At 70.8% G+C, this 25,997-nt stretch carries 27 protein-coding genes; 6 read left to right on the top strand and 21 right to left on the bottom strand.

Annotation, left to right across the window (positions count from 1 at the left end; all coding sequences use genetic code 11):
* Window positions 1-67: 67 nt before the first annotated feature.
* The 3 genes from ACE3T5_RS14305 to ACE3T5_RS14315 form a co-directional block, all read right to left on the bottom strand.
* The gene (locus tag ACE3T5_RS14305) at window positions 68-667 is read right to left on the bottom strand and encodes a hypothetical protein (RefSeq protein ID WP_374668729.1); all 600 of its coding nucleotides are present in this window, start codon (window positions 665-667) and stop codon (window positions 68-70) included.
* Window positions 664-1,311: a hypothetical protein gene (locus ACE3T5_RS14310; protein WP_374668730.1), complete on the bottom strand. Its 648-nt coding sequence runs from the start codon at window positions 1,309-1,311 to the stop codon at window positions 664-666. The genes ACE3T5_RS14305 and ACE3T5_RS14310 overlap by 4 nt, the downstream gene beginning before the upstream one ends.
* A 285-nt stretch (window positions 1,312-1,596) precedes the next feature.
* Complete coding sequence (locus ACE3T5_RS14315) at window positions 1,597-1,869, bottom strand: hypothetical protein (RefSeq protein WP_374668731.1); 273 nt, start codon at window positions 1,867-1,869, stop codon at window positions 1,597-1,599.
* Between the two features lie 231 nt (window positions 1,870-2,100).
* Between ACE3T5_RS14315 and ACE3T5_RS14320 the strand changes: the two genes are divergently transcribed.
* Window positions 2,101-2,811: a hypothetical protein gene (locus ACE3T5_RS14320; RefSeq protein WP_374668733.1), complete on the top strand. Its 711-nt coding sequence runs from the start codon at window positions 2,101-2,103 to the stop codon at window positions 2,809-2,811.
* Window positions 2,812-3,016: 205 nt separating this feature from the next.
* Here the strand turns inward: ACE3T5_RS14320 and ACE3T5_RS14325 are convergent, their stop codons facing one another.
* The 12 genes from ACE3T5_RS14325 to ACE3T5_RS14380 all read right to left on the bottom strand — a co-directional run bounded on the left by ACE3T5_RS14325 (window position 3,017) and on the right by ACE3T5_RS14380 (window position 17,953).
* A complete protein-coding gene (locus tag ACE3T5_RS14325; RefSeq protein WP_374668734.1) occupies window positions 3,017-4,714 on the bottom strand; it encodes a methyl-accepting chemotaxis protein in 1,698 nt (565 codons plus the stop codon).
* 13 nt (window positions 4,715-4,727) lie between these two features.
* Window positions 4,728-5,840, bottom strand: coding sequence for a chemotaxis response regulator protein-glutamate methylesterase (locus tag ACE3T5_RS14330; RefSeq protein WP_374668735.1), 1,113 nt, complete (start codon window positions 5,838-5,840; stop codon window positions 4,728-4,730).
* Window positions 5,837-6,457, bottom strand: coding sequence for a chemoreceptor glutamine deamidase CheD (gene cheD / locus ACE3T5_RS14335; RefSeq protein ID WP_374668736.1), 621 nt, complete (start codon window positions 6,455-6,457; stop codon window positions 5,837-5,839). The genes ACE3T5_RS14330 and cheD overlap by 4 nt, the downstream gene beginning before the upstream one ends.
* Window positions 6,454-7,305: a protein-glutamate O-methyltransferase CheR gene (locus ACE3T5_RS14340; protein WP_374668737.1), complete on the bottom strand. Its 852-nt coding sequence runs from the start codon at window positions 7,303-7,305 to the stop codon at window positions 6,454-6,456. The genes cheD and ACE3T5_RS14340 overlap by 4 nt, the downstream gene beginning before the upstream one ends.
* A gap of 35 nt (window positions 7,306-7,340) precedes the next feature.
* A complete protein-coding gene (locus ACE3T5_RS14345; RefSeq protein WP_374668738.1) occupies window positions 7,341-8,657 on the bottom strand; it encodes a methyl-accepting chemotaxis protein in 1,317 nt (438 codons plus the stop codon).
* 12 nt (window positions 8,658-8,669) lie between these two features.
* Window positions 8,670-9,182, bottom strand: coding sequence for a chemotaxis protein CheW (locus ACE3T5_RS14350; protein WP_374668739.1), 513 nt, complete (start codon window positions 9,180-9,182; stop codon window positions 8,670-8,672).
* Window positions 9,183-9,245: 63 nt separating this feature from the next.
* On the bottom strand, window positions 9,246-11,417 hold the full coding sequence (locus ACE3T5_RS14355; protein WP_374668740.1) for a chemotaxis protein CheA: 2,172 nt from the start codon (window positions 11,415-11,417) through the stop codon (window positions 9,246-9,248).
* Between the two features lie 5 nt (window positions 11,418-11,422).
* Window positions 11,423-11,785 carry a response regulator gene (locus tag ACE3T5_RS14360; protein ID WP_374668741.1) on the bottom strand — a complete coding sequence of 121 codons (363 nt, stop codon included), beginning with the start codon at window positions 11,783-11,785 and terminating at the stop codon, window positions 11,423-11,425.
* Window positions 11,786-11,790: 5 nt separating this feature from the next.
* On the bottom strand, window positions 11,791-12,657 hold the full coding sequence (locus ACE3T5_RS14365) for a response regulator (protein WP_374668742.1): 867 nt from the start codon (window positions 12,655-12,657) through the stop codon (window positions 11,791-11,793).
* Window positions 12,654-13,511 carry a serine/threonine-protein kinase gene (locus tag ACE3T5_RS14370; RefSeq protein ID WP_374668743.1) on the bottom strand — a complete coding sequence of 286 codons (858 nt, stop codon included), beginning with the start codon at window positions 13,509-13,511 and terminating at the stop codon, window positions 12,654-12,656. Before ACE3T5_RS14370 ends, ACE3T5_RS14365 begins: the two co-directional genes overlap by 4 nt.
* Window positions 13,508-14,986, bottom strand: a complete 1,479-nt coding sequence (locus ACE3T5_RS14375; protein ID WP_374668744.1) for a protein kinase — start codon at window positions 14,984-14,986, stop codon at window positions 13,508-13,510. Before ACE3T5_RS14375 ends, ACE3T5_RS14370 begins: the two co-directional genes overlap by 4 nt.
* Before the next feature lie 282 nt (window positions 14,987-15,268).
* Window positions 15,269-17,953, bottom strand: a complete 2,685-nt coding sequence (locus ACE3T5_RS14380; protein WP_374668745.1) for a GNAT family N-acetyltransferase — start codon at window positions 17,951-17,953, stop codon at window positions 15,269-15,271.
* Window positions 17,954-18,061: 108 nt separating this feature from the next.
* Between ACE3T5_RS14380 and ACE3T5_RS14385 the strand changes: the two genes are divergently transcribed.
* Together ACE3T5_RS14385 and ACE3T5_RS14390 are read left to right on the top strand one after the other, a co-directional pair.
* Window positions 18,062-18,442, top strand: a complete 381-nt coding sequence (locus ACE3T5_RS14385) for a TraR/DksA family transcriptional regulator (protein ID WP_374668746.1) — start codon at window positions 18,062-18,064, stop codon at window positions 18,440-18,442.
* Window positions 18,443-18,472: 30 nt separating this feature from the next.
* Window positions 18,473-19,408: a 1-phosphofructokinase family hexose kinase gene (locus ACE3T5_RS14390; protein ID WP_374668748.1), complete on the top strand. Its 936-nt coding sequence runs from the start codon at window positions 18,473-18,475 to the stop codon at window positions 19,406-19,408.
* A gap of 22 nt (window positions 19,409-19,430) precedes the next feature.
* Here the strand turns inward: ACE3T5_RS14390 and ACE3T5_RS14395 are convergent, their stop codons facing one another.
* Both ACE3T5_RS14395 and ACE3T5_RS14400 read right to left on the bottom strand, forming a co-directional pair.
* Window positions 19,431-19,679, bottom strand: a complete 249-nt coding sequence (locus ACE3T5_RS14395) for a hypothetical protein (RefSeq protein ID WP_374668749.1) — start codon at window positions 19,677-19,679, stop codon at window positions 19,431-19,433.
* Between the two features lie 117 nt (window positions 19,680-19,796).
* Complete coding sequence (locus ACE3T5_RS14400) at window positions 19,797-20,270, bottom strand: RT0821/Lpp0805 family surface protein (RefSeq protein ID WP_374668750.1); 474 nt, start codon at window positions 20,268-20,270, stop codon at window positions 19,797-19,799.
* Window positions 20,271-20,389: 119 nt separating this feature from the next.
* Here ACE3T5_RS14400 and ACE3T5_RS14405 point away from each other — a divergent pair, with 119 nt between their 5' ends.
* Genes ACE3T5_RS14405 through ACE3T5_RS14415 form a run of 3 tightly spaced genes read left to right on the top strand, consistent with a single transcriptional unit; the run spans window position 20,390 to window position 23,401 of the window.
* A complete protein-coding gene (locus ACE3T5_RS14405; RefSeq protein WP_374668751.1) occupies window positions 20,390-21,919 on the top strand; it encodes a thymidine phosphorylase family protein in 1,530 nt (509 codons plus the stop codon).
* Window positions 21,906-22,811, top strand: coding sequence for a ribose-phosphate diphosphokinase (locus ACE3T5_RS14410; protein ID WP_374668752.1), 906 nt, complete (start codon window positions 21,906-21,908; stop codon window positions 22,809-22,811). The genes ACE3T5_RS14405 and ACE3T5_RS14410 overlap by 14 nt, the downstream gene beginning before the upstream one ends.
* Complete coding sequence (locus ACE3T5_RS14415) at window positions 22,808-23,401, top strand: NAD(P)H-dependent oxidoreductase (RefSeq protein ID WP_374668753.1); 594 nt, start codon at window positions 22,808-22,810, stop codon at window positions 23,399-23,401. The genes ACE3T5_RS14410 and ACE3T5_RS14415 overlap by 4 nt, the downstream gene beginning before the upstream one ends.
* Before the next feature lie 85 nt (window positions 23,402-23,486).
* On the opposite strand, the gene ACE3T5_RS14420 is transcribed toward ACE3T5_RS14415, so the two are convergent.
* From ACE3T5_RS14420 to ACE3T5_RS14435, 4 genes are all read right to left on the bottom strand, one after another.
* Complete coding sequence (locus ACE3T5_RS14420; protein WP_374668754.1) at window positions 23,487-24,281, bottom strand: helix-turn-helix domain-containing protein; 795 nt, start codon at window positions 24,279-24,281, stop codon at window positions 23,487-23,489.
* 20 nt (window positions 24,282-24,301) lie between these two features.
* Window positions 24,302-24,694, bottom strand: a complete 393-nt coding sequence (locus ACE3T5_RS14425; RefSeq protein ID WP_374668755.1) for a response regulator transcription factor — start codon at window positions 24,692-24,694, stop codon at window positions 24,302-24,304.
* 185 nt (window positions 24,695-24,879) lie between these two features.
* Entirely contained in the window at window positions 24,880-25,722 is an 843-nt protein-coding gene (locus ACE3T5_RS14430; protein ID WP_374668756.1) for a universal stress protein, read from the bottom strand.
* A 92-nt stretch (window positions 25,723-25,814) separates the two neighbouring features.
* The coding region (locus ACE3T5_RS14435; protein ID WP_374668757.1) for an ATP-binding protein at window positions 25,815-25,997 on the bottom strand (183 nt) is incomplete at its 5' end.

Consider the following 25,997-nt stretch of genomic DNA (forward strand, 5'->3'; position numbering starts at 1 on the left):
ATCAACCCCAGTTTCGGTTAACACCGGACGCGTCAGAACAGCAACTTTTCACCCGCAGGGTGAAGGCCTACGCTGGGGAGGTCACGGATCCAGGATACCAGTCATGCAGCGGGCCCGCGCCCTTGCTGTTCGTATTCAGGGGGTAGTCGGCCTCGGTAAGACCGTCGGCCTTGCAGACTTCGACGAACTTCACCTGCATAAGGTGAGGCGTGACCGTGTTCGGGCGGTCCTTGCCGTTGAGGAACTCGGTCATCCGCTCAAAGATCTGCGGGCGGTCCTTGCGCAGCTTCTTGAACAGACCCGAATAGCCGCCGTATTTGCTCGTCTTGCCGGCAGGAGCCTTGCGCTCACGAGGTTCTTGCACGAGATTGCGCACGAAAGCCCGGGTGCCACAAATTTGGTCGGTACCGGCCTGCGCCCCGAGCGCGCGCTCCATCAGGTGGAAGAACTGCGCTTCGCTCACCCCAGCCAGCTTCTTGACTTGGCGAAACGGTTCCTGTTTCAGAAATGCCGTGGCGGCCTTGGTCAGCGCCACAAGACGTGCCCTGTCGGTGGGGTCGGCCACGGTGTGGGGAGCCACCGCGGGCCAGTTGGAAATGTCCCGCCAGGCGCTAGGGATAGCGAGGTAGAACGCCAAGCGGCGCAGTTCTTTGCGTGCCTCGTTCATGACAGGGCCTCCTGCATGCCGTGCACGCGGTAGTTGTCCTGCGAAAGGTCCAGGCGCAGCAGTGCATGGCAATGCATCCAGAACAGCCGGGCATCCAGGAGCTGCGGCGAGACGTTCAAGTCCGCAACCAGGCGCTCGCGGTGGGTGTCTCCGCTTTGGAGGGCCGCGGCAATTCGCATGTCCAGATCGATGCCCTCGCCTTCGTGAATCGTTCCCGCTTGGCGCAGCAGCTCCATTCGCCAGAACACATCCACTCGGGCGCGGACCTGCGCCAAGGTCGTGATGACCACCTCGGCATCCATGGAGCGCGCCACCCGCTTGAGCGCGAGGATGCGGCTTTTCGCCTTGTCGATGCTCTTGCAGACAAGGTGCAGGCGTTGGACGCCGGTGCGACGGCTCGTGACAACGAACGTCGCCTTGGCGGAGCACGGTCGCCCGTCGACTTCGCCGGCTATCGGCGTCGTCTTCAACGTGATCGCCGCAGTGTCTTGGTCGCAGCGCGCCTGCAGCCACGCCTCATATTCGTACGCGTATGCGAACTGGACGTGTTGTTGGGAAATGGGATCGAAGCAGCGACTGACGGCGCCGGGAAACTCGGCGTAGCGTCCTGCACGACCGCCCCAGCGGGTGATGCCTGATTTCATGATGAGATGTGTGTCGAAGGCCCATGGCGCAGCCACTACTTCGCCAGCCAGCGAGCTGCTTTCCACGGATGGTTCATTTCGGCGCCGCCAGCGGCGCCGCACGCTCTGGGGATCGCGTCCTCGATCCCCGACCGCCCGTTCCATGGCGCGGCCTGACCTCAGGGGGCTTGACAGCCCCGCCCAGTGCGTCGACACTACATCTCAAGGTTCCCCAACCTGAAAGAAGTGACGACGCCGCCCGGCTTGCCGTGCGGCGTTTTCCGTTTGGCGGTCTACGGACGTTGGCTAGTTCTTGTCCTCGTCCCCGCTCCTTCCTGCGGCTTCGAACGGGCCAAGCCTGGCCAGAACCGCCGCCTTCCAGTTCTTCACATCCTGGGCACGCGCGAACCAGCCGCGGCGCCCTTCGATCTTGACCAGCTTGATAGGCAGCCGACCGCTGCGGGCTGCCGCTCGGAACGCCTCTCCGGTCCTGAACCCAAGGGCCTCGCGCAAGGGTGCACCACCCAGGAGGTCTCCTTCGACCTGGGCTTGGTTTTCAGCGCCGAGTTTGGGCATCATTGAGCAATTACCGGTAAGTAGCGCAGAGTACGAACCGCGCAACATGCCTGTCCAGTTGGAATCGACAGGCCATTTCCACAGTAATACTTGTTCAGCAACGCCTTTTCTCGGTCGGTTCTCCCCGAACGGATCATCGACTTGGTCCCTCGGCCTTTGCTGGCGACCCCAGTCGAATATCGGGCCCATCGAACGGTTCAGCGATGGAAAACCAAGGCCGTCCTGAGGGCCCTGTTGGAAGAAACAGGCGCGACGAAACCCTACGAACTGGAGTCGCTCCTGCTGGACGCGTATGGGCTAGACCTCGGCGAGCGCTGTGGAGTCTTCAACCGGATGGAAAACCTCGGCGAGCCGGACATTGAGAAGAAGTTGCCGACGCTGGCCACGGATCCGGCCAACGCCGCGCAATGGCTCTATCACGCGACGCTCTACGCGCCTGAGGCGTTTGAGGTGCTTAACGAACCCGTTTGGCGGCTCTTGGACCCAAGACCAACGGATCGCGTCGAACTTCGAGAGCTTCGGGAGCGGCACTATCCCTTTCCCGCGATGACGGACACTGTCAAGGTGGTGATCTCGGATCCTGCTGGTTTCGATGAGGACGACGATTGGGTGCACATTGCGACCGGCCTCAAGGAGTCCCGACAGGGCCTGACCCGGGCGCTGCAGGACATGCGCCAAGCCGAACTCGATGGGTTGTTGCACCGCTACCACCTCCATCTCTTGACGGCCATGGAGCGGGTTTCCGGCAACAACCTCGATCCAGGGATGCAGCTCCTTCAGCCAGACGGAGCGGACTATCTTGCCGCCTGCTTCGGACGGGTTGAAGTGCACGAGTCGTCCCGGAAGGGGCTGGTCATAGAGACAAGGCTTGGACTGTCCGCGTACCTCGGCGCGGACCCATTTGGGGCCATCGCCGCAGGTGGATTGGAGTGGTGCCCCCGCTAAACGAGTACCGCCCCGCGGCCGGCGCGAATTGAGGGGCAATTACCTGCCTTGGCGGGATTCGGGCGCCAATAAGCTCTTCTGGGTACGATCTAGCCTAGTTGACGTTTATCGTTTAGAAGGTCATTTCAACCTTAGTTGGCGAAATCTGTTTGCGCGTCAAAGGCTTACCGCACCCGCGATGACCTTCCTCGCTCACATCATCCTTTCACCGCCCCGGTAGATAGGTCGTCGCACCCTGACTTTCCAGCGCAGCCGGCGCATCCCCCGCCGTACCGGCCGCCCCAGCAGGCTCAGGCCCCAACGGATGCAGTTCCGTCGGCACCGCGCCCGCCAACCCCGCATCGAGCTTGAACCGCGACACCACCGCCAGCAGCTGGCCGGCCTGATCCTTCATCGATTCGGTCGCGGCGGCGGCTTCTTCCACCAGGGCGGCGTTCTGCTGCACCACGCGGTCCATCTGCTGCACGGCGGTGGTGACCTGGCCGATGCGGCCGCTCTGGTCCTGGCTGGCGGCCGCGATCTCCGCGATCAGGTGGTTCACCTTCTCGATGGAGAGCACCACGCCCACCATCGTGTGCCCGGCTTCATCCACCCGGGCCGAACCGGCTTCGACCTTGCCGGCGGAATCCGCGATCAGCGCCTTGATCTCCTTGGCCGCCACCGTCGTGCGGTGCGCCAGGTTGCGCACCTCGCCCGCCACCACCGCGAAGCCGCGCCCCTGGTCGCCGGCGCGGGCGGCCTCGACCGCCGCGTTCAGTGCCAGGATGTTGGTCTGGAAAGCGATGCCGTCGATCACGCCGATGATGTCGGCGATCTTCTTGGAGGCATCCAGGATCTGGTCCATGGTGGTCACCACCTCGTCCACCACTTCGCTGCCCTTACGGGCCGTGTCGGCCGCCGAGGCTGCGAGCTGGCTCGCCTTCTGCGCGTTGCGCGCGTTCTGGCCGACCGTGGTCGTCAGGTCCTCCATCGAGCTGGCCGCTTCCTCCAGGGTGCTGGCCTGCTCCTCGGTGCGCTGCGACAGATCGACGTTGCCCTGCGCGATCTGGGCGCTGGTGTCCGCCACCGCCCGCGCGCCGCGCGCCGTGTCACCCAGCATCTGGCGCAGGCTGCCGACCATCTCGCGCATGGCATACAGCAGGCTGGCGCGGTCGCCCGCCGCCAGCTTCACGTCCACGGTGAGGTCACCGCCGGCCACGCGCGTCACCACGTCGGTGGCATAGGCCGGCTCGCCGCCGAGCTGGCGCCGCAGGCCGCGTGCGAGCATCAGGGCCACCAAGCAGCCGGCAACCACGCAGACCAGCGTGGCGATGCCGAAGGTGACCAGGCTGCCCTGGTAGCGCGCGGCGGACTGACGCGCCATCTCGCGCGCTTCCTCCTGCACGTGTCCGCCGAGCCGGGCAATCGCCTGGACATAGGCGGCCTGCGCCGGCCGCCCCTGGATCAGCAGCACCGTCTTGGCCTCCTCCATCTGGCCGGCTTCGCCGAAGCGTGAGAACGCCTCCTCCGCCTCCAGGTAGGCACGGCCGGCCTGCTCCACCTGCTGCAGCAGCGCCCTGCCCTTGGCCTCCTGCACCAGCTGGGCCAGCTGGCGCTGCTGCGTCATGAGCGCGGCCCGGTTGTCACGCAGCGCCTTCAGTTCCGCCTTGACCTCGGCTTCGTCGACCAGCACGAAGACGGTCTGCATGTGCCGGCCCGCCAGTTGCACCGAGGCCTCGAGCCGGCCCGCCGCGATCACCTGCGGCACCCGGTTGTTGGCCAGCAGGTCCACCTGCTGGTTCAGGCCGCTCAGCTGCCGCTGGCCCAGGGCGGCCACCGCGACGAGCAGCGCGATGACAACGGCAAAGGCCATCAGCAGCCGCGCCGAGAGCGTGGCGCCCTTCAGGAAGTCGCGTGGGTTCATGACAGGGATCTCCTCAACGAATGTCTTCTTCCGATGGCGGTCTGCTGCCGCCAGCCGCCGGGGCGGCCCCACGCGCGGCTGGCAGGGCCAGCTCACGCAGACGGGGCGCCATGGCCTGCAGCGCCACCACTTCGCCAGCGGCCCCGAGCAGGATGGCCTGCCGGGGCATGCCGAACACGACGCTGCTGGCCTCGTCCTGCGCCAGCGTGCGGGCGCCGCATTGACGCAGGGCGAGCAACGCCTCCGCGCCGTCGCCCCCCATGCCGGTGAGCATGACGCCGATGCTGGCGGCACCTGCGGCGTCCACCATGGAGCGGAACAGCACCTCCACCGAGGGTCGGTGGCGGTTCACCGGCGGGTCTTCGGTCACGCGCAGCAGGTAGCGTTGCGCGCGGCGGACCAGCAGCAGGTGGCGCCCGCCTGGCGCCACGTACACCGTGCCTTCGCGCACCTCCTCGCCGTCGGTGCCTTCTTTCACCCGCAGGGCACAGATGGCGTCGAGGCGCCGGGCAAAGGCCTCCGTGAATCCGGGCAGCATGTGTTGCGCCACCAGGATCGGCGGCATGTCCGCCGGCAGGCGGGTGAGGATGGCGCGCAAGGCCTCCACCCCGCCCGTGGAGGCGCCGATGCCGATCACCGTCGCGCCGGCTGAAACCGCCGGCCCCGCGGCGGGCAGCCTCGACACCGCGGGCGGGGCCGGCGCGGCCGGTGTCGAAGCCGCGCCCCGCCGCGCCACGCGGGCCTGGGCCGCGGCACGGATCTTCTCGGCGATCTCGTCCACCAGCGTGTCCAGCGCCCGGAAGTCCGCCGGCTTGGGAAAGAAGTCGACTGCGCCCAGTTCCAGCGCGCGCAGGGTGGTGTCCGCGCCCTGCTGGGTGAGCGAGGAGATCATGATCACCGGCAGCGGACGCACGGCCATGAGGTGGCGCAGGAAATCCAGGCCGTTCATGCCCGGCATCTCCACGTCCAGCGTCAGCACGTCGGGCGCGGTGCGGCGCACGCGGTCGAAGGCGAGCCGCGCATCCGGCACCACGCCGGCGAGCGTCATGTCGGGCTGCGATCCGACCACGCGCGCCAGGAAGGCGCGCATCAGGGCCGAATCGTCGATGACCAGCACCTTGATCATCGCCGCCTCGGGGGAAAGATCTCGACGTCGCCGCCACCGGCCTCGCCCAGGCGCGAGAGGTACTCGCGCTCCTGGCTTTCCAGTACGTCGCCGGATTGCAGGTGCAGGCGCTTCAGCTGCACCTTGCCGGTGGCCGGGAAGAAGTGGATCTTGCGCGGTGCCACGCCCAGCAGGTCCTGCGCGACGAGGCGGATGCCCTCCTCCTGCAGGAACGCGAGCACGAATTCGGTGTTGCGGCGGCCCACGTCCAGGGTGCCGAAGCCCTGCAGCACGCGCGCGCCGCCGAAGGCCTTGGCCACCAGGCGGCGGCGGTCCGCGCCCAGGTGCAGCATCTCGTTGATCAGCACCTCCATCGCATACACGCCGAAGCGCGCGGACACCGCCCAGGGGGAGCTGGCCGGTGCCGCGTCGCCCGGCAGCATGAAGTGGTTCATGCCGCCGATGCGCTCCACCGGATCCCACAGGCAGGTCGCCACGCAGGAACCGAGCACGGTGGAGATGGAGCCCTCGCCCCGCGCGGCGTGATACTGGCCGGGCAGGATTTTCACCGTCTCGACCTGCAGGTCGCGGTCGAAGAAGCGCGCGGGCGCCGAGGGATGCAGCGTGCCGCCGGTCATGACGCGGGCTCGAAACGGTAGGCGGTGCGCCCGCACGCCCGGAAGGCCGGGTGCGTCGCGGGGAAGCTCTCCGCGTGGCCCACGATCAGCAGGCCGCCCGCGCGCAGCACGCGGGTGAAGCGCTCCAGCAGGCGGCGCTGCGCCTCGCGGTCGAAGTAGATCACCACGTTGCGGCAGAACACCACGTCGAAGGGCTCCATCGGCGGCCACTCCGCCGACTGCAGATTGAGCTGGGCAAAGCGCACCATGGGCCGCAGCTCGGGCCGCACCGTGACCCAGCCTTCGTTGGCCCCCACGCCGCGCAGCAGGTGCTGGCGGCGCCGTGCCGCGGAGAGCGCCGCCGCCCGCTCGGCGGGATAGACGCCGCCGGCGGCGGTCTCCAGCGCATCGGTGTCGATGTCGCTCGCCAGCACCTCGGCGGCGCAGCCCGCCTCGCGCAGCGTCATCGCGATCGACCAGGCCTCCTCGCCGGTGGAGCAGGCCGAGCACCACACGCGCAGGGGACGCCGCTGTGCGCGCCCGTGCTCGGCGGCGAGCGCGGCCAGCAACTCGAAGTGATGAGGCTCGCGAAAGAAGGCGGTGAGGTTGGTGGTGAGCGCGTTGACGAAGGCCTCGCGCTCGCGCGGGTCGCGTTCCACCAGGTCCAGGTAGGCGCCGAACGAGGCCATGCCGTGCGCCCGCAGCCGGCGCGACAGCCGGTTGTGCACCATCTGCCGCTTGTGCGGGCTGAGCTGGATGCCGGCCAGTTCGCTGATGAGCCGGCGCGCCCGGTCGAACTCGGCGCGCTCGATCGCCAGCACGGGATCGCCAGCCAGGGCGGCAAAGGCGGCGGTGTCGGTGGGGCGCATGGCGCAGGGCGAGCCGCGGCGGGCCGCGGCCCGGTTCAGAACTCTTCCCAGTCGCTGCCGGTGCCTTGCGGCCGGCGGGGTGCATTGCCCAGGGCTGCCGCAGGCGCCGGGGGCAAGGCCGATCCGGCGCGGGCCCGCGCGGCACCCCCGGCAGGCGCGGGTGCGGGCGCGGCGCGCGGGCCGGTGGGATGCAGCGGCGTCAGCGTGGCCGGTCGGGGCGCGGCAGGTGCCGGCGCATCGCTCACTCGGAAACGCGACACCAGTTCCAGCAGCCGCAGGGCCTGGTCCTTCATGGCCTCGGTGGCGGCCGTGGCCTCCTCGACCAGCGAGGCGTTCTGCTGCACCACCTGCTCCATCTGGGCCACGGCGGTGTTCACCTGGCCGATGCCCTGGCTCTGCTCCTGGCTGGCGGCGGCGATCTCGGCAATCAGGTCGCTCACCTTCTTCACCGAGTCCACGATCTCCTGCATGGTGGCGCCCGCGTTGTTCACGAGCTTGGTGCCCGCCTCCACGCGGCCGACCGACTCCCCGATCAGGGTCTTGATTTCCTTGGCAGCGGCGGCGCTGCGCTGGGCGAGGTTGCGCACCTCGGCGGCCACCACCGCGAAGCCGCGGCCCTGGTCACCGGCACGCGCCGCCTCCACCGCGGCGTTCAGCGCCAGGATGTTGGTCTGGAAGGCGATGCCGTCGATCACGCCGATGATGTCGCCGATCCGCCGCGAGGACTGGCTGATGTCGTTCATGGTGGAAACCACCTGCCCCACCACCTGGCCGCCGCGCCGCGCCACGTCAGAGGCGCTCACCGCCAGCTGGCTCGCCTGGCGTGCGTTGTCGGCGTTGTGCGCGACCGTGGAGGTGAGTTGCTCCATCGAGCTGGCCGTCTCTTCCAGCGTGGTCGCCTGTTCCTCCGTCCGCTGCGAGAGATCGAGGTTGCCCTGGGCGATCTGCGTGCTGGTGTCGGCCACCATGCGCGCGCTGCGCGTCACCTCCACCGCCAGGTTGCGCAGGTTGGCCGTCATGCGGTTCAGGTTCTCGGCCAGCTTGCGGGTGTGCAGGGCGTCCATGCCTTCCACGTTGCCCGTCAGGTCGCCGTCGGCGATGCGTTGCACCAGCTTGTTGGCCATGCGCAGCGGGCCCACGTTGGCGGCGCGGATCCACCAGCGGAAGAACCAGCACACGCCCACCGTGGCCAGCCACACTGCCACCATGGCCCAGCCGGCGGATTCCGTCACGGCCGGGGGCGCACCGGCCTGCTGCAGGGCCCACCACCCCACGCCGCAGGCGAGCGCCACCATGGCCAGCAGCGCCGCGAACAACGCATGGAGCACGAATTCAGCGGAGTACTTCGTCATTGCGCGCCCCCTTCAATGCACCGCCGAGTCGACCAGCGCCATGTCGGCGCCGGTGAGCAGCTTCTCGATGTCCAGCAGGATGAGCAGGTTCTCCTCCACGGTGGCCAGGCCGGTGATGTAGCGCGTGTCGAAGGTGGTGGAGGCGAACTCGGGCGTCGGGCGGATCGCCTCGGCCGGCAGCGAGAGCACGTCCGACACCGAGTCGACCACCACGCCGACGACGCGCGAGGCGACGTTGAGGATGATGACCACGGTGAACTCGTCGTACTTGGCCATCGGCAGCTGGAACTTCACCCGCAGATCGAGGATGGGCACGATCACGCCGCGCAGGTTGATCACGCCCTTGATGAAGGCCGGCGCGTTGGCGATGGCCGTGGGCTGCTCGTAGCCGCGGATCTCCTGCACCTTCAGGATCGCGATGCCGTAGCTCTCGGCACCGAGCCGGAAGGTCAGGAACTCGCGCAGGTCCGCCTTGGTGGCGGCCTGGTCGGGCTGCCAGCTCGCGCGGTATCCGTGTTGCTGCATGGTCGGCTTCTCCTCAACGTGGGGCGGCTCGGTGGCCGCGTTTCTGCATTCGATCGGTCCCGCTCAGCCACTCGCCCGCACGGCCTCTCGCCGGCCGCCGGAGCGGCGCACGATGTGGCTCACGTCCAGGATCAGCGCCACCGAGCCGTCGCCCATGACGGTGGCGCCGGACAGGCCGGGCACCCGGCGGAAATTGGCTTCCAGGCTCTTCACCACCACCTGCTGCTGGCCGACCAGTTCGTCCACCAGCAGCGCCGCGTAGGTGCCGTCGGCCTCCACGATGACGGCGATCGCGCCGGTGCCGGTGGCGCCGTCGGGCGGCGGAAAGACCCGGGCCAGGTGGATGACGGGCAGGTATTCCTCTCGCACGCGCAGGGTGTCACCCTGCCCTGGCAGCGTGTGCAGCGCGCCGGCCTCGACACTCAGCGACTCGACCACGGTGGCCAGGGGCAGCACGTAGACCTGGCCGCCGATGCCCACCGTCATGGCCTCCATGATCGCCAGGGTGAGCGGCACGCTCACGGTGACGGTGGTGCCCTGCCCGGCCCGCGACTGGAGGTCGATGGCGCCGCCCAGCGCCAGGATGTTGCGCCGGACGACATCCATGCCCACGCCGCGGCCGGACACATCGGTCACCTCGTCGGCGGTGGAGAAGCCGGCCTCGAAGATCAGCTGCCAGACGGTCTGGTCGTCGGCGTCGGGGGCGATGGCCATGCCCTGGGCCGCCGCACGCGCGAGGATCTTCGCGCGGTCCAGGCCGCGGCCGTCGTCGCTGACCTCGATCACGATGTTGCCGCCGCGCTGGCTGGCCTTGAGGCGCAGGCTGCCCGTCTCGGGCTTGCCGGCGGCGCGTCGCGCCTCGGGCGTCTCCAGGCCGTGGTCCACCGCGTTGCGCACCAGGTGCGTGAGGGGATCGGAGATCTTCTCGATCAGGCCGCGGTCCAGCTCGGTCGCCTCGCCGGTGAAGCGCAGGTCCACCTGCTTGCCCAGCCGTTCCGACAGCTCGTGTACCAGGCGCGGAAAGCGGGCGAAGACATTGGCGATGGGCAGCATGCGGATGGCGAGCACCGCCTCCTGCAGGTTGCGCGTATGGCGCGACAGGTCGGCGAGGCCGCCTTCGAGCTGGCGCGCCTGGCCGTTGACGCCGGCCAGGGCGCCCGAACGGGTGAGCATGGCCTCGGTGATCACCAGCTCGCCCACCAGGTTGACCAGCAGGTCGATCTTCTCGACCGAGACGCGGATGTAGCCGGTGTCCGCGCGGCCCGGGGCCAGCACGTCGTCCAGCGCGGGCGCCAACGCGGATTCGCCAGGCACGGCCGGCAGCACGGCGGCCGCCTCGGGCGCGACGGGCGCGACGGGCGCGAGGGGTGGCGCCACGGCGCTCTCTTCGCTGCGCGCCGCTACAGCGGCCTCTCGGCGGCGCCGGAACTCCTGCGGGTCGACGAAGAATTCGTCCGCTGAGCCAGACTCGGCATGGCCCGGCGTGGGCGAAGGGGCGGCGGGGGCCATGACGGGCGGCGCTTCGCTGGTGACCGCCGCCGGCGTGGCGCCAGCGGTGGCGTCCAGTTGCTCGATGAGCACCAGCTCGGGTGCGACCAGCAAGGCCAGCACGCTCTGCAGATCCATGGCCGTGCCTTCCAGCTCGACCTGGAAGGACACCAGGCCGCCGGCCACGTTCTCGATCTCGGTGCCGCTCACGTAGCCCATCTCGCGCAGGCCGGTGAGCATCATCTCCAGCTCTTCGTCGGCGATGGGCGCCTCCAGCGGCCCCAGGGCCACGGCAAAGGTGCGACGCACCGGGCCCGTCACCGGCCCGGCGGCACCGAGGCGCGGACGCGCGATCTGTTCGCGCAGGGCGGACTCGGCCGGTGCGCTGTCGGGTGCCTGGCTGATCGCGCCGCGATGGCACAGCGCCTGCGCATGCAGGGTGTCGCCCGCCTTCAGCAGGGCCTGCACGTCGCCGCGCTCCACCAGGCGCTCGCCCTTGCGCAGCACATCCAGCAGGTTCTCCTGCAGGTGCGCCAGGGCTGCCATGTCGGCGCAGCCCAGCATGGCGGCGCTGCCCTTGATCGAGTGCACCGCGCGAAAGATCGCGTTCAGGTCTTCCGGCGCGGCCTCGCCCGGGTGCAGGCGCAGCAGGATGGCCTCGACCTGGGCCAGGTGGTCCTGCGTCTCCTCGAAGAAGATCGCGCGGTAGGCATGGGGGTCGCCGATGGGGCTGCCGGCGTTGAACATGGCGGTCAGACGAACTGGGCCACGATGTCCAGCATGCGCTGGGGATCGAAGGGCTTGGCCATCCAGCCGGTGGCGCCCGCCTCGCGGCCGCGCTGCTTGAGCGCCGGGTCGACTTCGGTGGACAGCACGATGAGCGCCACGGTGTCATACACCGGCAGCCGGCGCAGCTCGCGCACCAGCGTCACGCCGTCCATGCGGGGCATGTTGTGGTCGGTCACGACCAGGTCGAACTGGCGCGTCCGGGCCAGTTCGAGCGCCTCGACGCCGTCGCCGGCCTCAGCCACGTCATAGCCGGCGCCGGCCAGCACCGCCGAGACCATCTTGCGCATCGAGCGCGTGTCGTCCACCACCAGGATCGCCTTGCTCATGGCGCTCATTTCTGCGCGTGGCGCTCGTGGTGCCGGCGGCTGCCGGGCAGGAACTTGGCGATGACCTCCAGCAGGCGGTCCTCGTCGAGCGGCTTGGTGAGGTATTCGTCGCAGCCGGCGAGCGACCCGCGCAACTTGTCGAAGGGCGAACTGCGGCTGGTCAGCATCACCACCGCCGTCTTCTTGATGGCCTGCTTGTTCGACTTGATCAGCTTGCACACCTGGTAGCCGTCGATGCCGGGCAGCACCACATCGAGGAACACGCAGGTGTAGTCATGCTGGCCCGACAGGCCCACGGCCTCCTCGCCGGTCTCGGCGAAGTCGACCTCGAAGCCGTACGGTGCCAGCTTGGCCTGCATGAAGGCCCGCACGGTGGCGTTGTCGTCGACGACCAGCACCGTGTCCGCCAGCATGCGCTTGCCCGCCGCGGCGTCCGGCACGGCGCTCGGCGAGTTGGACCGCAGCGCGGCGCCCGGCATGCTGCGCCGCAGGGACTGGGTGGTTTCCGGTGCCGGTGTGGGCATGACGATCTGGGCTTCGTCGCCCGTCGCGAGGATGTCCTCCAGTGCCTGCAGGAGGCGCGCCCACTGCAGCGGCCGCGGCAGCAGCGTGAAGCCGGTGCCGTGGTCGCGCTGGCCGACCAGCACGGCGGGCAGGCCGGTGCGCTTGTGCAGGGCGCGGAACTCGGCCAGCGCCTCGGCGCTGTCGGCGTCGACCAGGTAGATGTCCGGCATGCGGCCCGGGGTGCCGGGCTGGTACTGGGCAAAGCCCGGGTCCCGGCGTGCGGCCAGGGCGAAGATGCTCGAGAGCATCGAGCGTTCGACGTCGTTGAAGCCGATGACGTCGACCAGGTATTGTTCGTTCAGGTTCAAGGCAGGTCCCCGGCACCGGCCCGACTGCAAGGGCTGGCCGTGTGGAGAAGCAGGCGCTCTTCGCGCCGCAGTCGTTGGACAAGGGCCGGGCCGTCGGCGATGCGCGCCGATGGGTCCCTGGCCAGCAGGGCATGCAGCAGCGGCTGCCAGGCCGCCAGCGCGGGTGGCAGGGAAGGCAGCGGCGCGCACAGATGCTGGGCCGCGATTTCCTGCAGCGTCTCGCCGCTGCAGGGCAGGCGCGCGGTGAGCAGCTGGAAGGCCACGGCGCCCAGCGCATGGATGTCGGCCGACGGCGCGGCGGGCGCGCCACGCAACTGCTCGGGCGCGGCATAGGCGGGTGACCCGACGAGCCGCCCCGGGGGCACGGCCGTGCCCGCAGGGGCGGCACAGCCGAAATCCGCCAGCGCCAGCGAGCCGTCGGCGCGCAGCAGCAGATTGGCTGGCTTCACGTCGCGATGCACCCAGCCGGCCGCGTGCAGGGCCGCGAGTGCCTCGGCCGCCTGCAGCAGGAAGGCATGCACCCGCGCGGGCGCCAGCGGCAAGGGGATGGCCGCGAGACTGCCGCCTGCGGCATGCTCGCTTGCCAGCCAGCGCGAATCGCCGGCCGTGCCGTGGGCCCACACCCGCAGCAGGCCCGGATGGCTGGCTGCCGCCGCCGCCGCGGATTCCCGCGCGAAATCAGACTCGCCGCGCGCCGCCAGCAACTGGCGCTGCGTGGCGACCTTGAGCGCGACACGGCGCGCAAGCCGCGGCTCGCGGGCGATGTACACGACCGAGCCCCGGCCGCGCCCGGCAATGCCTTCGATGGCATAGCCCGCCACGCGGCCGGCAAGGGGCGACGGTTCCCGGATCACAGTGACTCCAGTTCCTGCAGCAGGGCCGTGGCCGATGCCTGGCGCTGCGCCGGGTCCTTGGCCATCATGCGGTCGATCACGGGCTGGAAGTGGGCCAGCGCAGCCGGCAGGCGCGGCACCGGTGCATCCACGTGCATCTGCAGCAGTTCCTGAGCGGTCCCGGCGTAGAAGGGCTTGCTGCCGGCGAGCATCTCGTAGGCCATCACCCCCAGGCTGTACAGGTCGCAGCGCGCATCCACCGGCCGGCCCATGGCCTGCTCCGGGCTCAGGTAGTAGGGCGTGCCCACGATCTCGCCGGCGCCGGTGTCGGTGATGCACATCTCGACCTGCTTGGCGATGCCGAAGTCGGCCAGGGCCACCATGCCGTCGGCGCGCACCATCACGTTGTCGGGCTTCAGGTCGCGGTGGACGATGCCCACCTGGTGGATCGCCTCCAGGCCGGCGGCGATCTGGCGGATGTAGTACAGCGCGATGCCCGGGTCCAGCGCGCGCTTCATGCGGGCCCGCAGGTCACCCTGCGGGAAATATTCCATGGCGATGTAGGCGTTGCCGGCGGTGAAGTCCTGCCGGAAGATGTGCGCCACGTTCGGGTGGTCGATCTGCGCCAGCAGCGCGAACTCCTGCATGAAGCGCTGCAGGCCCATCATGCCTTCGGGGTTGTCCAGGCGCAGCACCTTCAGCACCTGCTGCGGACCGCCGGCCACCGGCTGGGCCAGGAAGATGGACGCGATGCCGCCCTCCCCCAGCTTGCGCAGCAGGCGGTAGCCCTCGATCAGCAGGTGGCCCCCGGCGTTCAGTGGCGCGGCCGTGGTGCCCATGGCCTGGCCGACCGCGCTGCGCGCCATCTGCTGGTTGCGTTTCAGCGAGTTGCGAAGGGCCTCGTAGTGGCTGGCCGGCGTGGTGGAGCCCGGCCGCGGCACGAGGCCGGTGATCTCGATCACGTCCAGGAAGGTGTCGTCCGGCAGGCCCATGGAGGCGGCGCGGCCGCTGTCCACGCGCGAGCCGGCGGCCTGCCGCGTGGGGCCCGAGGCCACGATGTTCCATTGCAGGTCGGCCGCGGCGACCTCCAGCAGGCGGGCGATCTCGACTGCCTCGCCCACCGCCTGCACCGTGCCCTGGCTCTGGTTCTTGCCGGTGCGCGGCGTCACCTCACCGGCGCCCAGGTGAACGCCGATGGCCATGGACAGGGGCGGCAGGCCCGGCACGGTGGCAGCCAGGCGCGAAGCGAGCAGCACCGTGTCGTGCACCGTGAGGATGGCCGCGTGCAGCGCCCGTTTGGCATGGTCCGGCAAGGCGTCATCGGGCCGGTTGGAGAAGACGAGCAGGACGGAATCAGGGCGGCGCTGGGCGACCTCGCCGCCGAGCTTCAGCGCGGAAGACGAGAGGCAGCGCCGCACGTCGTTGACGAAGGCGGTGAGCTCCTGGCCGGACATGCAATGGCAGGCGGCGCCGAAGTTGTGCAGGCGCGCATACATGAACGTGGCGATGGTCGCCTCAGGGCCCCGAGGGTGCCGTTCCTCGACCGGTGCAGCCGGCGACGTGGGGACATCGTCCAGCGGCGCCGCCTCCGTTGCCGGGAATTGCGCATCTGCCTCGTACGAATGGACAGGCATGCGCCTGACCTTAGCGACAAATGCATTTCGTTACAACGGTGATTACGTGTTTCGGCCCGCTTTCCCAACGCTGAAATTGTAAAAATCGGGCCGTTCGCGTGAAGGCCTATTACCAACGTATTGGCCCGTCCCGCCCCCTGTCACCTACGCGCCACCCGTGGCAGGCGGCCCCGGACGCAGCGGCAGCCGCATGCCCCAGGTGCCATCGGCGAGCAGCCGCGTGGCAAAGCCCATGCTGCGCGCCAGCGAGAGCATGCCGCCGTTCTCGGCCAGGCAGCTGCCGACCACCGCACCGGTGCCGCGCGCACGCAGGTACTCCAGCAGGCGCCCCATGAGCAGGCGCCCCAGGCCCTGCCGCTGCCAGTCCGCGTGCACCTGGATCGCGAACTCGGCCTCCTCGTTGTCGGGGTCGCACACGGCGCGCACTTCGCCCACCATGCGGTCTCCCTCGATCGCCACGAAGGTCATGTCGCGGTCGTAGTCGATCTGACAATAGCGGGCCAGTTCACTGCGCGGGACTTCGCGCCGGGTGAAGAAGAAGCGCAACCGCAGGTCCTCCGCGGGGGCGACGGCGTAGAAGTCTGCCATGCGCGACCCATCCTCGGGGCGGATCGGCCGGATCTGCAGGGTGCGCCCCGCGAGCGTCGCAAGCTGCTCCAGCTGCCGCGGGTAAGGACGCAGCGCCAGGCGACTGACCTCGCCCGGCACCGGCTGGCGCAGGCGCACACGCGCGTCGAGCGCCACCACGCCCTGCGCATCGGCCAGCAGCGGGTTGATGTCCAGCTCGGCCAGCTCGGGCAGTTCGCAGGCCATGCGCGACACGCGCAGCAGCACGTCGCGCACCGCGGCGCGGTCGGCGCCTGCCTCGCCGCGGTAGCCGGCGAGCAGGCGGCCCACCAGCGTGCCCTCCACCAGATGGTCGGCGAGCGCCGCGTTCAGCGGCGGCAGGCCCACCGCGCGGTCCCCCAGCAGTTCCACCGCCGTGCCGCCGGCGCCGAACAGCAGCACCGGGCCGAACACGGGATCGGACGCCACGCCCACGATGAGCTCCCGCGCGCGCGGCCGGCGCACCATGGACTGCACCGTGAAGCCGAGCACGCGGGCCTGCGGACGGTCCCGCGCCACGAGCTGGCGCATGCGAGCTGCCGCTGCGACCAGCTCCTCCTCGGAGTGGAGGTCGAGAACGACGCCGCCGACGTCGGACTTGTGCGTGATCTCGGGCGAGACGATCTTCAGCGCCACCGGGAAGCCGAGCTGCTGCGCGGCCCGCACGGCCTCTTCCGCATCCTGCACGCGCCGGGTGGGGACGGTGGGAATGCCGAAGGCGACCAGCACCGCCTTGGCGTCCGCCTCGTCCAGCCATTCGCGCCCGTCGCGCAACGCGGCCTGAAGGATCGCGCGCGCACCGGCCACGTCCACCGCCTGGTCGACCGGGTCGGCATCGGGCAGTTCCAGCAGCGCCTGCTGACCCTGGTGATAGCGCACCAGTTGCAGCCAGCCGTCGACGGCGTGCTCGGGTGTCGGGTGGCATGAGAGGCCGGCGGCCGTGAAGGCCTGGCGCGCCGCCAGCACCGACGGGCCGCCGAGCCAGCACGACAGCACCGGCTTGGAGGCGTCGGCCAGCAGCGGCAGGCACGCCTGCGCGATGGCCGGCGCCGGCACGATGGCGGTGGGCGCGTGCATGAACAGCAGCCCATCCACCTCCGGCGCTGCCATGAGGACGCGCATCGCGTTCTCGTAGCGTTCGACCGGCGCGTCACCGATGATGTCCACCGGATTGCCGCGTGACCACGTGGCCGGCAGCACCGCATCGAGTGCGGCGATCGTCTCCGGCGACAGCTCGGCCAGGCGGCCGCCGCCCAGCGCCAGTGCGTCGGCGGCCAGCACGCCGGCACCGCCGCCGTTGGTGAGCAGCGCCAGCCGGTCCCCCCGCCAGGGCACGCGCCCGGCCAGCGTGCGCGCCGCCTCGAACAGCGCGTCGAGGCTGTGCACGCGCAGCATGCCGGCACGGCGCGCGGCCGCGTCGAACACGGCGTCCGAGCCGGCCATGGCACCGGTATGCGAGGCCGCGGCACGCGCGCCTTCGGGCGCGCGGCCGGCCTTGACCACGATCACCGGCTTGTTGCGAGCCGCCGCGCGGGCGGCCGACATGAACTTGCGCGCGCCCTTGACGGACTCCACGTACATCAGGATGGCGCGGGTCTTGGCGTCACTCGCCAGGTAGTCCAGCAGGTCGCCAAAGTCGACGTCGGCGCTGTCGCCCAGCGACAGGAAGTGCGAGAAGCCGATGCCCTGGCCGTTGGCCCAGTCGAGCATGGCGGTGGCGAGCGCACCTGACTGGGTGACGAAGGCCAGTTGCCCATCTTGTGCCGAGCCCGGCGCGAAACTGGCGTTCAGGCCCACGCCGGGGACCAGCGCGCCGATGCAGTTGGGCCCGAGGATGCGCAGCGTGAAAGGCCGCGCGGCATCCAGCATGGCCTGCTCCAGGGTCGGCCCGCCAGGCGACGCCGGCTGCTTGAGGCCAGCGGTCAGGACGATGGCGGCGCGCGTGCCCTTCTCGCCCAGCTCGCGGATCAGGCCGGGCACGGCAGCGGCCGGCGTGCAGATGACGGCCAGGTCCGGCACGCCCGGCAGCGAGGCGACATCGGGCCAGAGGCGCAGGCCCTCGATCTCGCCGTCGCGGCGGTTGACGGGCCAGATCGGCCCCTGGAAGCCGCCCTGGCGGAGGTTGCGCAGGACGATGGCACCGAGGTTGCCCTCGCGCGTGGAGACGCCCAGCACCGCGACCGACTTCGGCGCGAGCAGGGCTTCGAGATGACGGACGCTCATGGCCCGCAGGGTAACCCGCGCGCCCCGGTCGCGCTTGCGCCAGATCAACCACCCCCAGGCGGTGCCCGCTCACAATGATTCCACCGACCATTCGCCAGGACCCGCTCCATGACCCAGACCGCCGCCTCCTCGTCCGTGACCACGCAGGCCGCCGCCCTTCTCGCGGCGCGCCAGGCCGAGTTGCGCACGCTGCTGCAGACCGCCGCACGCACGGCCGTCGGTGCCGCCGACGAGTCGCACGACGTGCAGGACTTCAAGGACGTGGCGGCCGGCGAGACCCAGGCCCAGCTGGAAGACGTGACCACGGCCCATGCCACGCAGGAACTCACCGCCATTGCCGAGGCCCTGCGGCGCATCGAGGATGGCAGCTATGGCCAGTGCCTCGACTGCGGCGAACGCATCGACGAGCGCCGCCTGCTGGCCATGCCGGCATCGACACTGTGCACGGCCTGCCAATCCATCCACGAGCGGCCCGTCGGCCGCCGCTGAGCGCGGCCCTGCGGCCACTACGATGCGGCCATGGCCCGCATCGTCACCCTGACCCTGAACCCGGCCGTGGATGTCTCCACGACCACTGAGCACGTCGAACCCGAGCACAAGCTGCGCTGCACGCAGGTGCAGCGGCACCCCGGTGGGGGCGGCATCAACGTGGCCCGTGTGGCGCACCGGCTGGGCGCCTCCGTGCTGGCCGTCTATCCGGCCGGCGGCCTGTCGGGCACCGTCCTGGGCCAGCTGCTGGATGCCGAAGGGGTGCCGCACGCGGCGCTGCCCATCGCCGGGGACACCCGCGAGAGCTTCCATGTGCACGAGAACGCCCATGCGCGCGACTGGCGCTTCGTGCTGCCCGGCCCGACGCTCGCGCCAGCCGAATGGCAGGCCTGCCTGCGCGAAGCCCTCGACCCCTGCGAAGACCTGCTGGTGCTCAGTGGCAGCCTGCCGCCCGGCGTGCCGATGGACTTCTATGCGCAGGCCGCTCGCGCGGCCACGGCAGCCGGACGCCGCTGCGTGCTGGATGCCTCCGGCGAGGCGTTGGCGGCGGGCCTGGCGGCGCCGGTGTTCCTGGTGAAGCCCAGCCTGCGGGAGCTGGCCGAGCTCACGGGCCATCCACTGCCCGACCCCGCGTCGCGCCTGCAGGCGTGCCGGGCGCTGGTGGCGCGAGGCGCCACGCAGTGGGTGGCGCTGTCCCTGGGCGCCGAGGGCGCGATGCTGGTCGGTGCGGACCAGGCCTGGTTCGCGCAGGCGCTGACCGGGCCGGTGGCCAGTACCATTGGCGCCGGTGACAGCCTGGTGGGCGGGCTGGTGGCCGGCATCGCGGCTGGAGCTACCGCCTCCGATGCCTTCCGCCTCGGCATGGCCGCGTCGGCGGCGGCGGTGCGCACGCGCGGCACGGCGCTGGGCGACGCCGCCGAGGCGAAGCAGCTGGCGCAGGAGGTGGCGCTGCTGCCGGTGCAGTGAGCCGGGGTCGACCGGACTGCGTTCAGATCAGCGGCCGGCAACGCCGCGCGGCGTCGATCTCGGCCAGCAGCGCGCCCCAGGCTTCGCCGGCGCGCAGACGCAGGCACCGTGCAGCCGCGGACTGCGCCAGTGGCGGTGCGCAGCCCTGGCCTTCGCAATAGCGGTCCAGCGCGGCCGCGATGTCGCGCTCGGCCGCGCAGGCCTCGGCGTCCGCGCGCAACCATGCGGCATGGCGCTCGGTGAAGGCCCGCTGGGTGACTGGCAATACCATGGGCGCGATTGGAACCGGCGTCCGGCCGGCCAGGATTGACCGGGGTCAAGACGCGCGCGGGCTTGCGGGCAAACCCGCAGGCGGCGTGACACCGGTCACGCCGCGCCCCTGCCCCGATCAGGGCATCTGCTTCCAGCTGCCGTCGGCCTGGCGGCAGGCGGTGCCGTAGACCTTTTCGGGGCGGCCGCCGATGACCGCGTCGACCGTGTACTCGCGGCAGGGCGATTGCTGCTGCTGGTACGTGCGCGTGGGCACCACGGTGTACTCGTGGCCGGTATCGGGGTTGCGCCAGCGCGCGGGTTCACCCGTGCGCTGGGTTTCCAGGGCCTGCGCCGTCTTCAGGCGGTCGGTCTCGTCCATGGAGCGGCCGATCTGGCCGCCGATCACGGCGCCCGCCACCATGCCGATGACGAGGCCCGCGCCGCGCCCGCTGCCGCCGCCGATCTGCGAACCGATCAGCCCGCCGATGATGGAGCCGGCCACCACACCGGCCTGCTCCTTCTCCTGGCCAGGAGGTGCGGCGCAACCGGCCAGCAGGGCCGCGGCAAGCACGGCAGGTGCCGCGCGCAGGGAAAGCGAGGAGGATTTCATGAGTCGTATGCTATCGCCCGACACCGGGCCCCGCTGTGTGATCCACATCAACCGGTGCCGGTTCCGTACCGGCACCATGCGGACAGGGCGCGACCTGGGCCGAGCCGCAACGGATGACCATGGATGCCAACGAACCCGCCACCCCCGATGTCCAGCGACTGCGTCTGCGCCGCATGGGCATCGACACCTACCAGGAGCCGGTGCTCTACATGCACCGCGACTGTCCCGTGTGCCACTCGGAGGGCTTCGAGGCCCAGTCGCGCGTCGAGCTGGCCCTGAACGGCCGGCACATCGTCGCCACGCTCAACGTCGTGCATGGTGACTTCCTGCAGCCGGGCGAGGCCGGCCTCTCGGAGGCCGCCTGGCGCCTGCTGCAGGCGCGCGAGGGCGACACGGTGATGCCGCGGCACCCCGCGCCGCTGGAGTCGCTGGGCCACGTGCGGGCCAAGGTGTACGGCCGCAAGCTCACCCCCGGCGCCCTGCGCAGCGTGATCGACGACGTGGCGGCGGGCCGCTACTCCGACCTGCAGCTGGCCGCCTTCGTGACGGCCTGCGCCGGCGACCGCCTCGACGCCGACGAGACCATCGCCCTCACCCGAGCGATGGTCGACGCCGGCGAGCGCATCGACTGGGGCAGCGGCCCGGTGATGGACAAGCACTGCGTGGGTGGCTTGCCGGGCAATCGCACCACCATGCTGATCGTGCCGATCGTGGCAGCGTGCGGCCTGCGCATGCCCAAGACCTCCTCGCGCGCGATCACCTCGCCGGCCGGCACCGCCGACACGATGGAGACGGTGGCGCCGGTGGATCTGGACGTGCCGGCCATCCGGCGGGTGGTGGAGCGCACCGGCGGCTGCATCGTGTGGGGCGGCTCGGTGCGCCTGAGTCCGGCGGACGACGTGCTGATCCGCGTGGAGCGGCCGCTGGACCTGGACAGCCAGGGCCAGCTCGTCGCCTCGGTCCTGTCGAAGAAGATCGCTGCGGGCTCCACCCATGTGCTGATCGACGTGCCCGTCGGCCCCACGGCCAAGGTGCGCAGCCGCGAGGCGGCCGAACGCCTGGCCAGCCAGCTCGAACGCGTGGCCGGCGTGACGGGGCTGCAGCTGCGCGTGATGCAGACCGACGGCACGGCGCCCGTGGGCTGCGGCATCGGCCCGGCACTGGAGGCGCGGGACGTGCTGGCCGTGTTGCGCGGCGAAGCCGGCGCCCCTGCCGATCTGTCACAGCGCGCCCTGCTGCTGGCCGGCGCCCTGCTGGAGATCGGGGGCGCCTGCGCGGCGGGCGAAGGCGCGGCGCGCGCCGCCGAGGTGCTGCGCGACGGCTCCGCCTGGCGCAAGTTCCAGGAGATCTGCGAAGCCCAGGGCGGCCTGCGCGAGCCGCCCGTGGCCGCGTACCGGCAGCCGGTACCGGCGCCCCGCAGCGGCAGCGTGATCGGCATCGACAACCGCCGGCTCGCACGCATCGCCAAGCTGGCCGGCGCGCCGCAGTCGGCCTGCGCCGGCATCGACCTGCACGTACGCCCCGGCGACTTCGTCGAACGCGGCGAGCCCTTGTTCACCCTGCACGCCGAATCGCCCGGCGAGCTGGCCTACGCCCTGCAATACGCCGCCTCGCAGGCGGAAACCATTCATGTCATTGAAGACGACTGAACCAGGCCCGCTCCTGCTGGCCCTGCCCGGCTCCGAGGGGCTCGCGGCCGCCATCGCGGCCGGCTGCGGCGGCGAAGCGGCCAGCGTGGCCACGCACCGCTTTCCGGACGGCGAGTCGCTGGTGCGCCTGGAGGCGCCGGTACAGGGCCGCCACGTGGTGCTGGTGGCCCACTTGCACGAGCCGGATGCCAAGCTGCTGCCGCTGCTGTTCGCGGCGGACACGGCGCGCGAGCTGGGCGCCACCCGCGTCACGCTGGTGGCGCCCTACCTGCCGTACATGCGGCAGGACATGCGCTTCCGTGCCGGCGAGGCGGTCACGTCGCACACCTTCGCCGCCGTGGTGTCGGCGCATGTCGACGCCCTGCTCACCATCGATCCGCATCTGCACCGCATCGCCAGCCTGGACGCGATCTATCCCATCGACGCCCGCGCCCTGCGCGCGGCGCCGGCCATGGCCGACTGGCTGCGCCGCGAGGTGCCGCTGCCCCTGCTGGTAGGGCCGGACAGCGAGAGCGCGCAGTGGGTCGAGAGCGTGGCCTCGCGGATCGGCGCGCCCTTCACGGTGCTGGACAAGCAGCGCTTCGGCGACCACGACGTGGCGGTCGCGTTCCGGGAGGTACCGGACTGGCGCGGCCGCACGCCGGTGCTGCTGGACGACATCGTCTCCACCGGCCGCACGCTGGCGGCGGCCGCGCGCGCGCTGATCGAAGCGGGCGCCGCCGCGCCGATCTGCGTGGGCGTGCATGCCCTGTGCAACAGCGACGCCGAGGACACGCTGCGCGCGGCGGGCGTGACCCGGCTCGTCACCTGCGACACGGTGCCCCATCCGACCAACGCGATTCCCATGGCGCCGCTGCTGGCCGCCGCCCTTCCTTCCAGGAGCCCTGAATGAGCGGACGCCGCATCCTCGTGATCCAGGGGCATCCCGACGCCGGCACCAGCCACCTGTGCCACGCCCTGGCCGAAGCCTATGCCCAGGGCGCGCTGGAAGGCGGTCACACGGTGCGCACGCTCGATGTCGCGCGCATCGACTTTCCGCTGCTGCGCAGCCAGGCTGCCTGGGAGCACGATCCGGTGCCGCCCACGCTGGTGCCCGCGCAGCAGGAGATCGCCTGGGCCGAGCACCTGGTGCTGTTCTTTCCGCTCTGGCTCGGCGACATGCCGGCCGTGCTGAAGGGCTTCCTGGAGCAGGTGGCGCGACCCGGTTTCGCCTTCTCAGGTGACGGACCGCGCGATGCCTTCACCCGCAAGGGGCTCACTGGCCGTTCGGCCCGGGTGGTGGTCACCATGGGCATGCCGGCGCTGGTGTATCGCTGGTATTTCCGCGCCCACAGCGTGAAGTCGCTGGAGCGCAACATCCTCGGCTTCGTGGGCATAGCCCCGGTCCACGAGACGCTGGTGGGCCAGGTGGGCCAGCTCACGCCGGCCGATGCCGCGAAATGGTTCGAGCGGCTGCGGCAGCTGGGGCGCGACGGGGCATGAGCCGCACGGCCGTTCCGAAGGCGAATCCCGCAGTCCGTCAGGACGGAGGGTAGTCCCGTGAGCCGCCGCGGCACGTCACGCGAGGCTACTGCACGCGGGCTTCGAAGGCGCGCGTCAGGCCGTCCAGGTCGAGGATGCGCACGTGCTTCTTGTCCACTTCCAGCAGGCGCTGCTGCTGGAAGGCGCTGAAGGTGCGGCTGACCGTCTCCAGCTTCATGCCCAGGTAGCTGCCGATCTCGGCGCGCGACATGCGCAGGTGGAACTCGTTGGCCGAGTAGCCGCGGGCCTTCATGCGCTGCGAGATGTTCAGCAGGAAGGCGGCGAGGCGCTCCTCGGCGTTCATGCTGCCCAGCAGCATCATCAGACTGTGCTCGCGCACGATCTCGCGGCTCATCAGGCGCGAGATCACGTGCTGCAGGTCGGTGCTGGTGGTGGCCAGCTCGCTCAGGTGTGCATACGGGATGGCGCAGATCTCGGCATCTTCCAGCGCGGTGGCGGAGGTGGCGTGCACGCCGTTGGCCAGGCCATCCAGGCCCATCAGCTCGCCAGCCATCTGGAAGCCGGTGACCTGCTCGCGGCCGTCCTTGAGCGTCATGCCCGACTTGAAGGTGCCGCTGCGCACGGCGTAGATGAACTGGAACTTGTCGCCCTCGCGGTACAGCGGCTGGCCTTCCTTCACGCGGCGGCGGCCGAACATCAGCCCGTCAAGCCGCGCGACGTCGGTGCCGGTCAGTCCGCAAGGCAGGCACAGGTCCTTCAGGTGGCAGGTCGAGCACTGGGTCTTCAGCGGCGCGGGCTTGCTGGCGGCCGTGGCGAGCTCCGGGCGCGCGAGGAAGCGCACCGGGGCGGCGGGACGGACGGGGCTGGCGATTGCGGACATGGTTTTCTCCTGCGGGTACATCAATGAACGGCCCGGCCGCTGGCCGTGGCCACCGCTTGCGCGAGTTGGTCGAATTCGGTGCTCTTGTCCAGGAAGCGCGCGGCGCCTTCGCCGAGGTAGCGCTTCCGGTAGGCGGGGCCGGAGTTGTTGCTGAAGACGACGAAGGCCACCGCCGGGTCCGCGGCGCGGACGGCGCGCAGCACCTGCAGCCCGTTGCCGCCTTCGAGGGCGACGTCGAGCACGACCACGTCGGGGTGGCTGGACAGGATGCCGTCGATGCAAGACTGGGGCGTCGCGGCCTCGCCGACCACCGCGATGTCGGCGGATCCCAGCAGGGCATTGACACGCTGGCGGATGGCCGGCGAGTCATCCGCGAGGAAGACCTTCAGGTGGGAGACGGTGCGCGAGGGCATGGATGGAATCATCCGCCCGCAGCGCGCCGCGGGCCATCGGCGCTGGCTGATTCGAGGCCTGGGAATGCGCCGATTCACACCCTGGGTGCTGCCCGAGACCGCCTAGGAATCGTCCGAGGCGTGTCAGGCTCGCGCAAGGCCGCGGCAGCGGCCTGCCCAAGCCGCCCCACCCGGCACCGGCGGCCTCAGTGCGCCAGCAGTACCGGCAGCGTCATCGACTGCAGCAGCGTGCGGCTGGTGCCACCCAGCACCCACTCGCGGGCACGCGAGTGGCCGTAGCAGCCCATGACGAGCAGGTCGGCCTCCAGGTCGCTGGCACGCGAGAGCAGCAACTCGCCCAACGCCGAGGGGGCCTCCCCGCCGCGGTGCCACTGCGCGGTGATGCCGTGCGCACGCAGGAAACTGTCCAGGTCGAGGCGGTCGCCCTGCACCGCCGGCGCGGCGTCGTCGTCCCAGGCGAGCACCTGCACCGCCTGCGCACGGGCCAGCACCGGCAGCGCCGCGGTGACCGCACGCGCGGCCTGGGCAGTGTCCTTCCAGGCGATCGCCACCCGCTGTCCGATGGGGCCCTGCCAGCCCACATAGGGCAGCACGAGCGCCGGCTTGCCGCTGGCGAGCACCACGGCCTCGACGAAGTCGCCGGGCACCAGGGCCGGGCCGCTGGCGGCCGGATCACGCTGCCCCATCACCAGCAGATCCGCGAACAGCGCCTGCTGCGCGACGACGCCGATGACGGGGATGTCCTGCGATTCCGCCCAGGTGGGCAAGGGGCCGCCCTCGAAGTGGAAGGCCGCGAAGGCCGCGCGCGCGGCGTCACGGCGCTGGTCGTCCATTTCCTGCAGTACCGTGGCGACGCCGCCGCTCAGGTCGGGCCCGTAGGGCAGCGCGGTGATGGCAGGCGTGGCCGCGTACAGCGCCGTCACTTGTGCGCCGAGTGGCGCCGCGAGGCCGCAGGCGGCCTCCAGCCGGGGACGCACGTTGTCTGCGTGGTCGAGGTGAACGAGGATCTGGCGCAGGGAGGGTCGCATGGCGGGGCTCCTGGAGGGTGGTTGCACGATAACGCCTGCCCGACGGCGGGCAGTTGAGGCGCGTCAAGCCGCCGCCATGCTGCGCTCGCCCTTCACTCGCCAGGCATGCGCACCACGACGCGCGTGCCCGCGCCGGGCACACTGTGGATCTCCACGGTGCCACGCAGGAGGCGCGCCCGCTCGCGCAGGCCCGCGAGTCCGAGGGACTGCGTCTTGCGCGGCGCAGCGGGGTCGAAGCCGACGCCGTCGTCCTCGATCGTCATCACGATCAGCGG

Origin of the sequence: Ramlibacter sp. (assembly GCF_041916345.1) — a bacterium.
Taxonomy (GTDB): domain Bacteria; phylum Pseudomonadota; class Gammaproteobacteria; order Burkholderiales; family Burkholderiaceae_C; genus Ramlibacter.

Excerpts from the sequence above, each read along its gene's own strand:
- ACE3T5_RS14425 (WP_374668755.1), bottom strand. The coding sequence starts at position 24,694 with ATGCCCTCGCGCACCGTCTCCCACCTGAAGGTCTTCCTCGCGGATGAC.
- ACE3T5_RS14415 (WP_374668753.1), top strand. The coding sequence starts at position 22,808 with ATGAGCGGACGCCGCATCCTCGTGATCCAGGGGCATCCCGACGCCGGC.
- ACE3T5_RS14315 (WP_374668731.1), bottom strand. The coding sequence starts at position 1,869 with ATGATGCCCAAACTCGGCGCTGAAAACCAAGCCCAGGTCGAAGGAGAC.
- ACE3T5_RS14325 (WP_374668734.1), bottom strand. The coding sequence starts at position 4,714 with ATGAACCCACGCGACTTCCTGAAGGGCGCCACGCTCTCGGCGCGGCTG.
- ACE3T5_RS14395 (WP_374668749.1), bottom strand. The coding sequence starts at position 19,679 with ATGGTATTGCCAGTCACCCAGCGGGCCTTCACCGAGCGCCATGCCGCA.
- ACE3T5_RS14420 (WP_374668754.1), bottom strand. The coding sequence starts at position 24,281 with ATGTCCGCAATCGCCAGCCCCGTCCGTCCCGCCGCCCCGGTGCGCTTC.
- ACE3T5_RS14340 (WP_374668737.1), bottom strand. The coding sequence starts at position 7,305 with ATGCGCCCCACCGACACCGCCGCCTTTGCCGCCCTGGCTGGCGATCCC.
- ACE3T5_RS14355 (WP_374668740.1), bottom strand. The coding sequence starts at position 11,417 with ATGTTCAACGCCGGCAGCCCCATCGGCGACCCCCATGCCTACCGCGCG.
- ACE3T5_RS14345 (WP_374668738.1), bottom strand. The coding sequence starts at position 8,657 with ATGACGAAGTACTCCGCTGAATTCGTGCTCCATGCGTTGTTCGCGGCG.
- ACE3T5_RS14305 (WP_374668729.1), bottom strand. The coding sequence starts at position 667 with ATGAACGAGGCACGCAAAGAACTGCGCCGCTTGGCGTTCTACCTCGCT.
- ACE3T5_RS14375 (WP_374668744.1), bottom strand. The coding sequence starts at position 14,986 with ATGTATGCGCGCCTGCACAACTTCGGCGCCGCCTGCCATTGCATGTCC.
- ACE3T5_RS14310 (WP_374668730.1), bottom strand. The coding sequence starts at position 1,311 with ATGAAATCAGGCATCACCCGCTGGGGCGGTCGTGCAGGACGCTACGCC.
- ACE3T5_RS14360 (WP_374668741.1), bottom strand. The coding sequence starts at position 11,785 with ATGAGCAAGGCGATCCTGGTGGTGGACGACACGCGCTCGATGCGCAAG.
- ACE3T5_RS14405 (WP_374668751.1), top strand. The coding sequence starts at position 20,390 with ATGGATGCCAACGAACCCGCCACCCCCGATGTCCAGCGACTGCGTCTG.
- ACE3T5_RS14350 (WP_374668739.1), bottom strand. The coding sequence starts at position 9,182 with ATGCAGCAACACGGATACCGCGCGAGCTGGCAGCCCGACCAGGCCGCC.
- ACE3T5_RS14385 (WP_374668746.1), top strand. The coding sequence starts at position 18,062 with ATGACCCAGACCGCCGCCTCCTCGTCCGTGACCACGCAGGCCGCCGCC.
- ACE3T5_RS14330 (WP_374668735.1), bottom strand. The coding sequence starts at position 5,840 with ATGATCAAGGTGCTGGTCATCGACGATTCGGCCCTGATGCGCGCCTTC.
- ACE3T5_RS14400 (WP_374668750.1), bottom strand. The coding sequence starts at position 20,270 with ATGAAATCCTCCTCGCTTTCCCTGCGCGCGGCACCTGCCGTGCTTGCC.
- cheD (WP_374668736.1), bottom strand. The coding sequence starts at position 6,457 with ATGACCGGCGGCACGCTGCATCCCTCGGCGCCCGCGCGCTTCTTCGAC.
- ACE3T5_RS14390 (WP_374668748.1), top strand. The coding sequence starts at position 18,473 with ATGGCCCGCATCGTCACCCTGACCCTGAACCCGGCCGTGGATGTCTCC.
- ACE3T5_RS14430 (WP_374668756.1), bottom strand. The coding sequence starts at position 25,722 with ATGCGACCCTCCCTGCGCCAGATCCTCGTTCACCTCGACCACGCAGAC.
- ACE3T5_RS14380 (WP_374668745.1), bottom strand. The coding sequence starts at position 17,953 with ATGAGCGTCCGTCATCTCGAAGCCCTGCTCGCGCCGAAGTCGGTCGCG.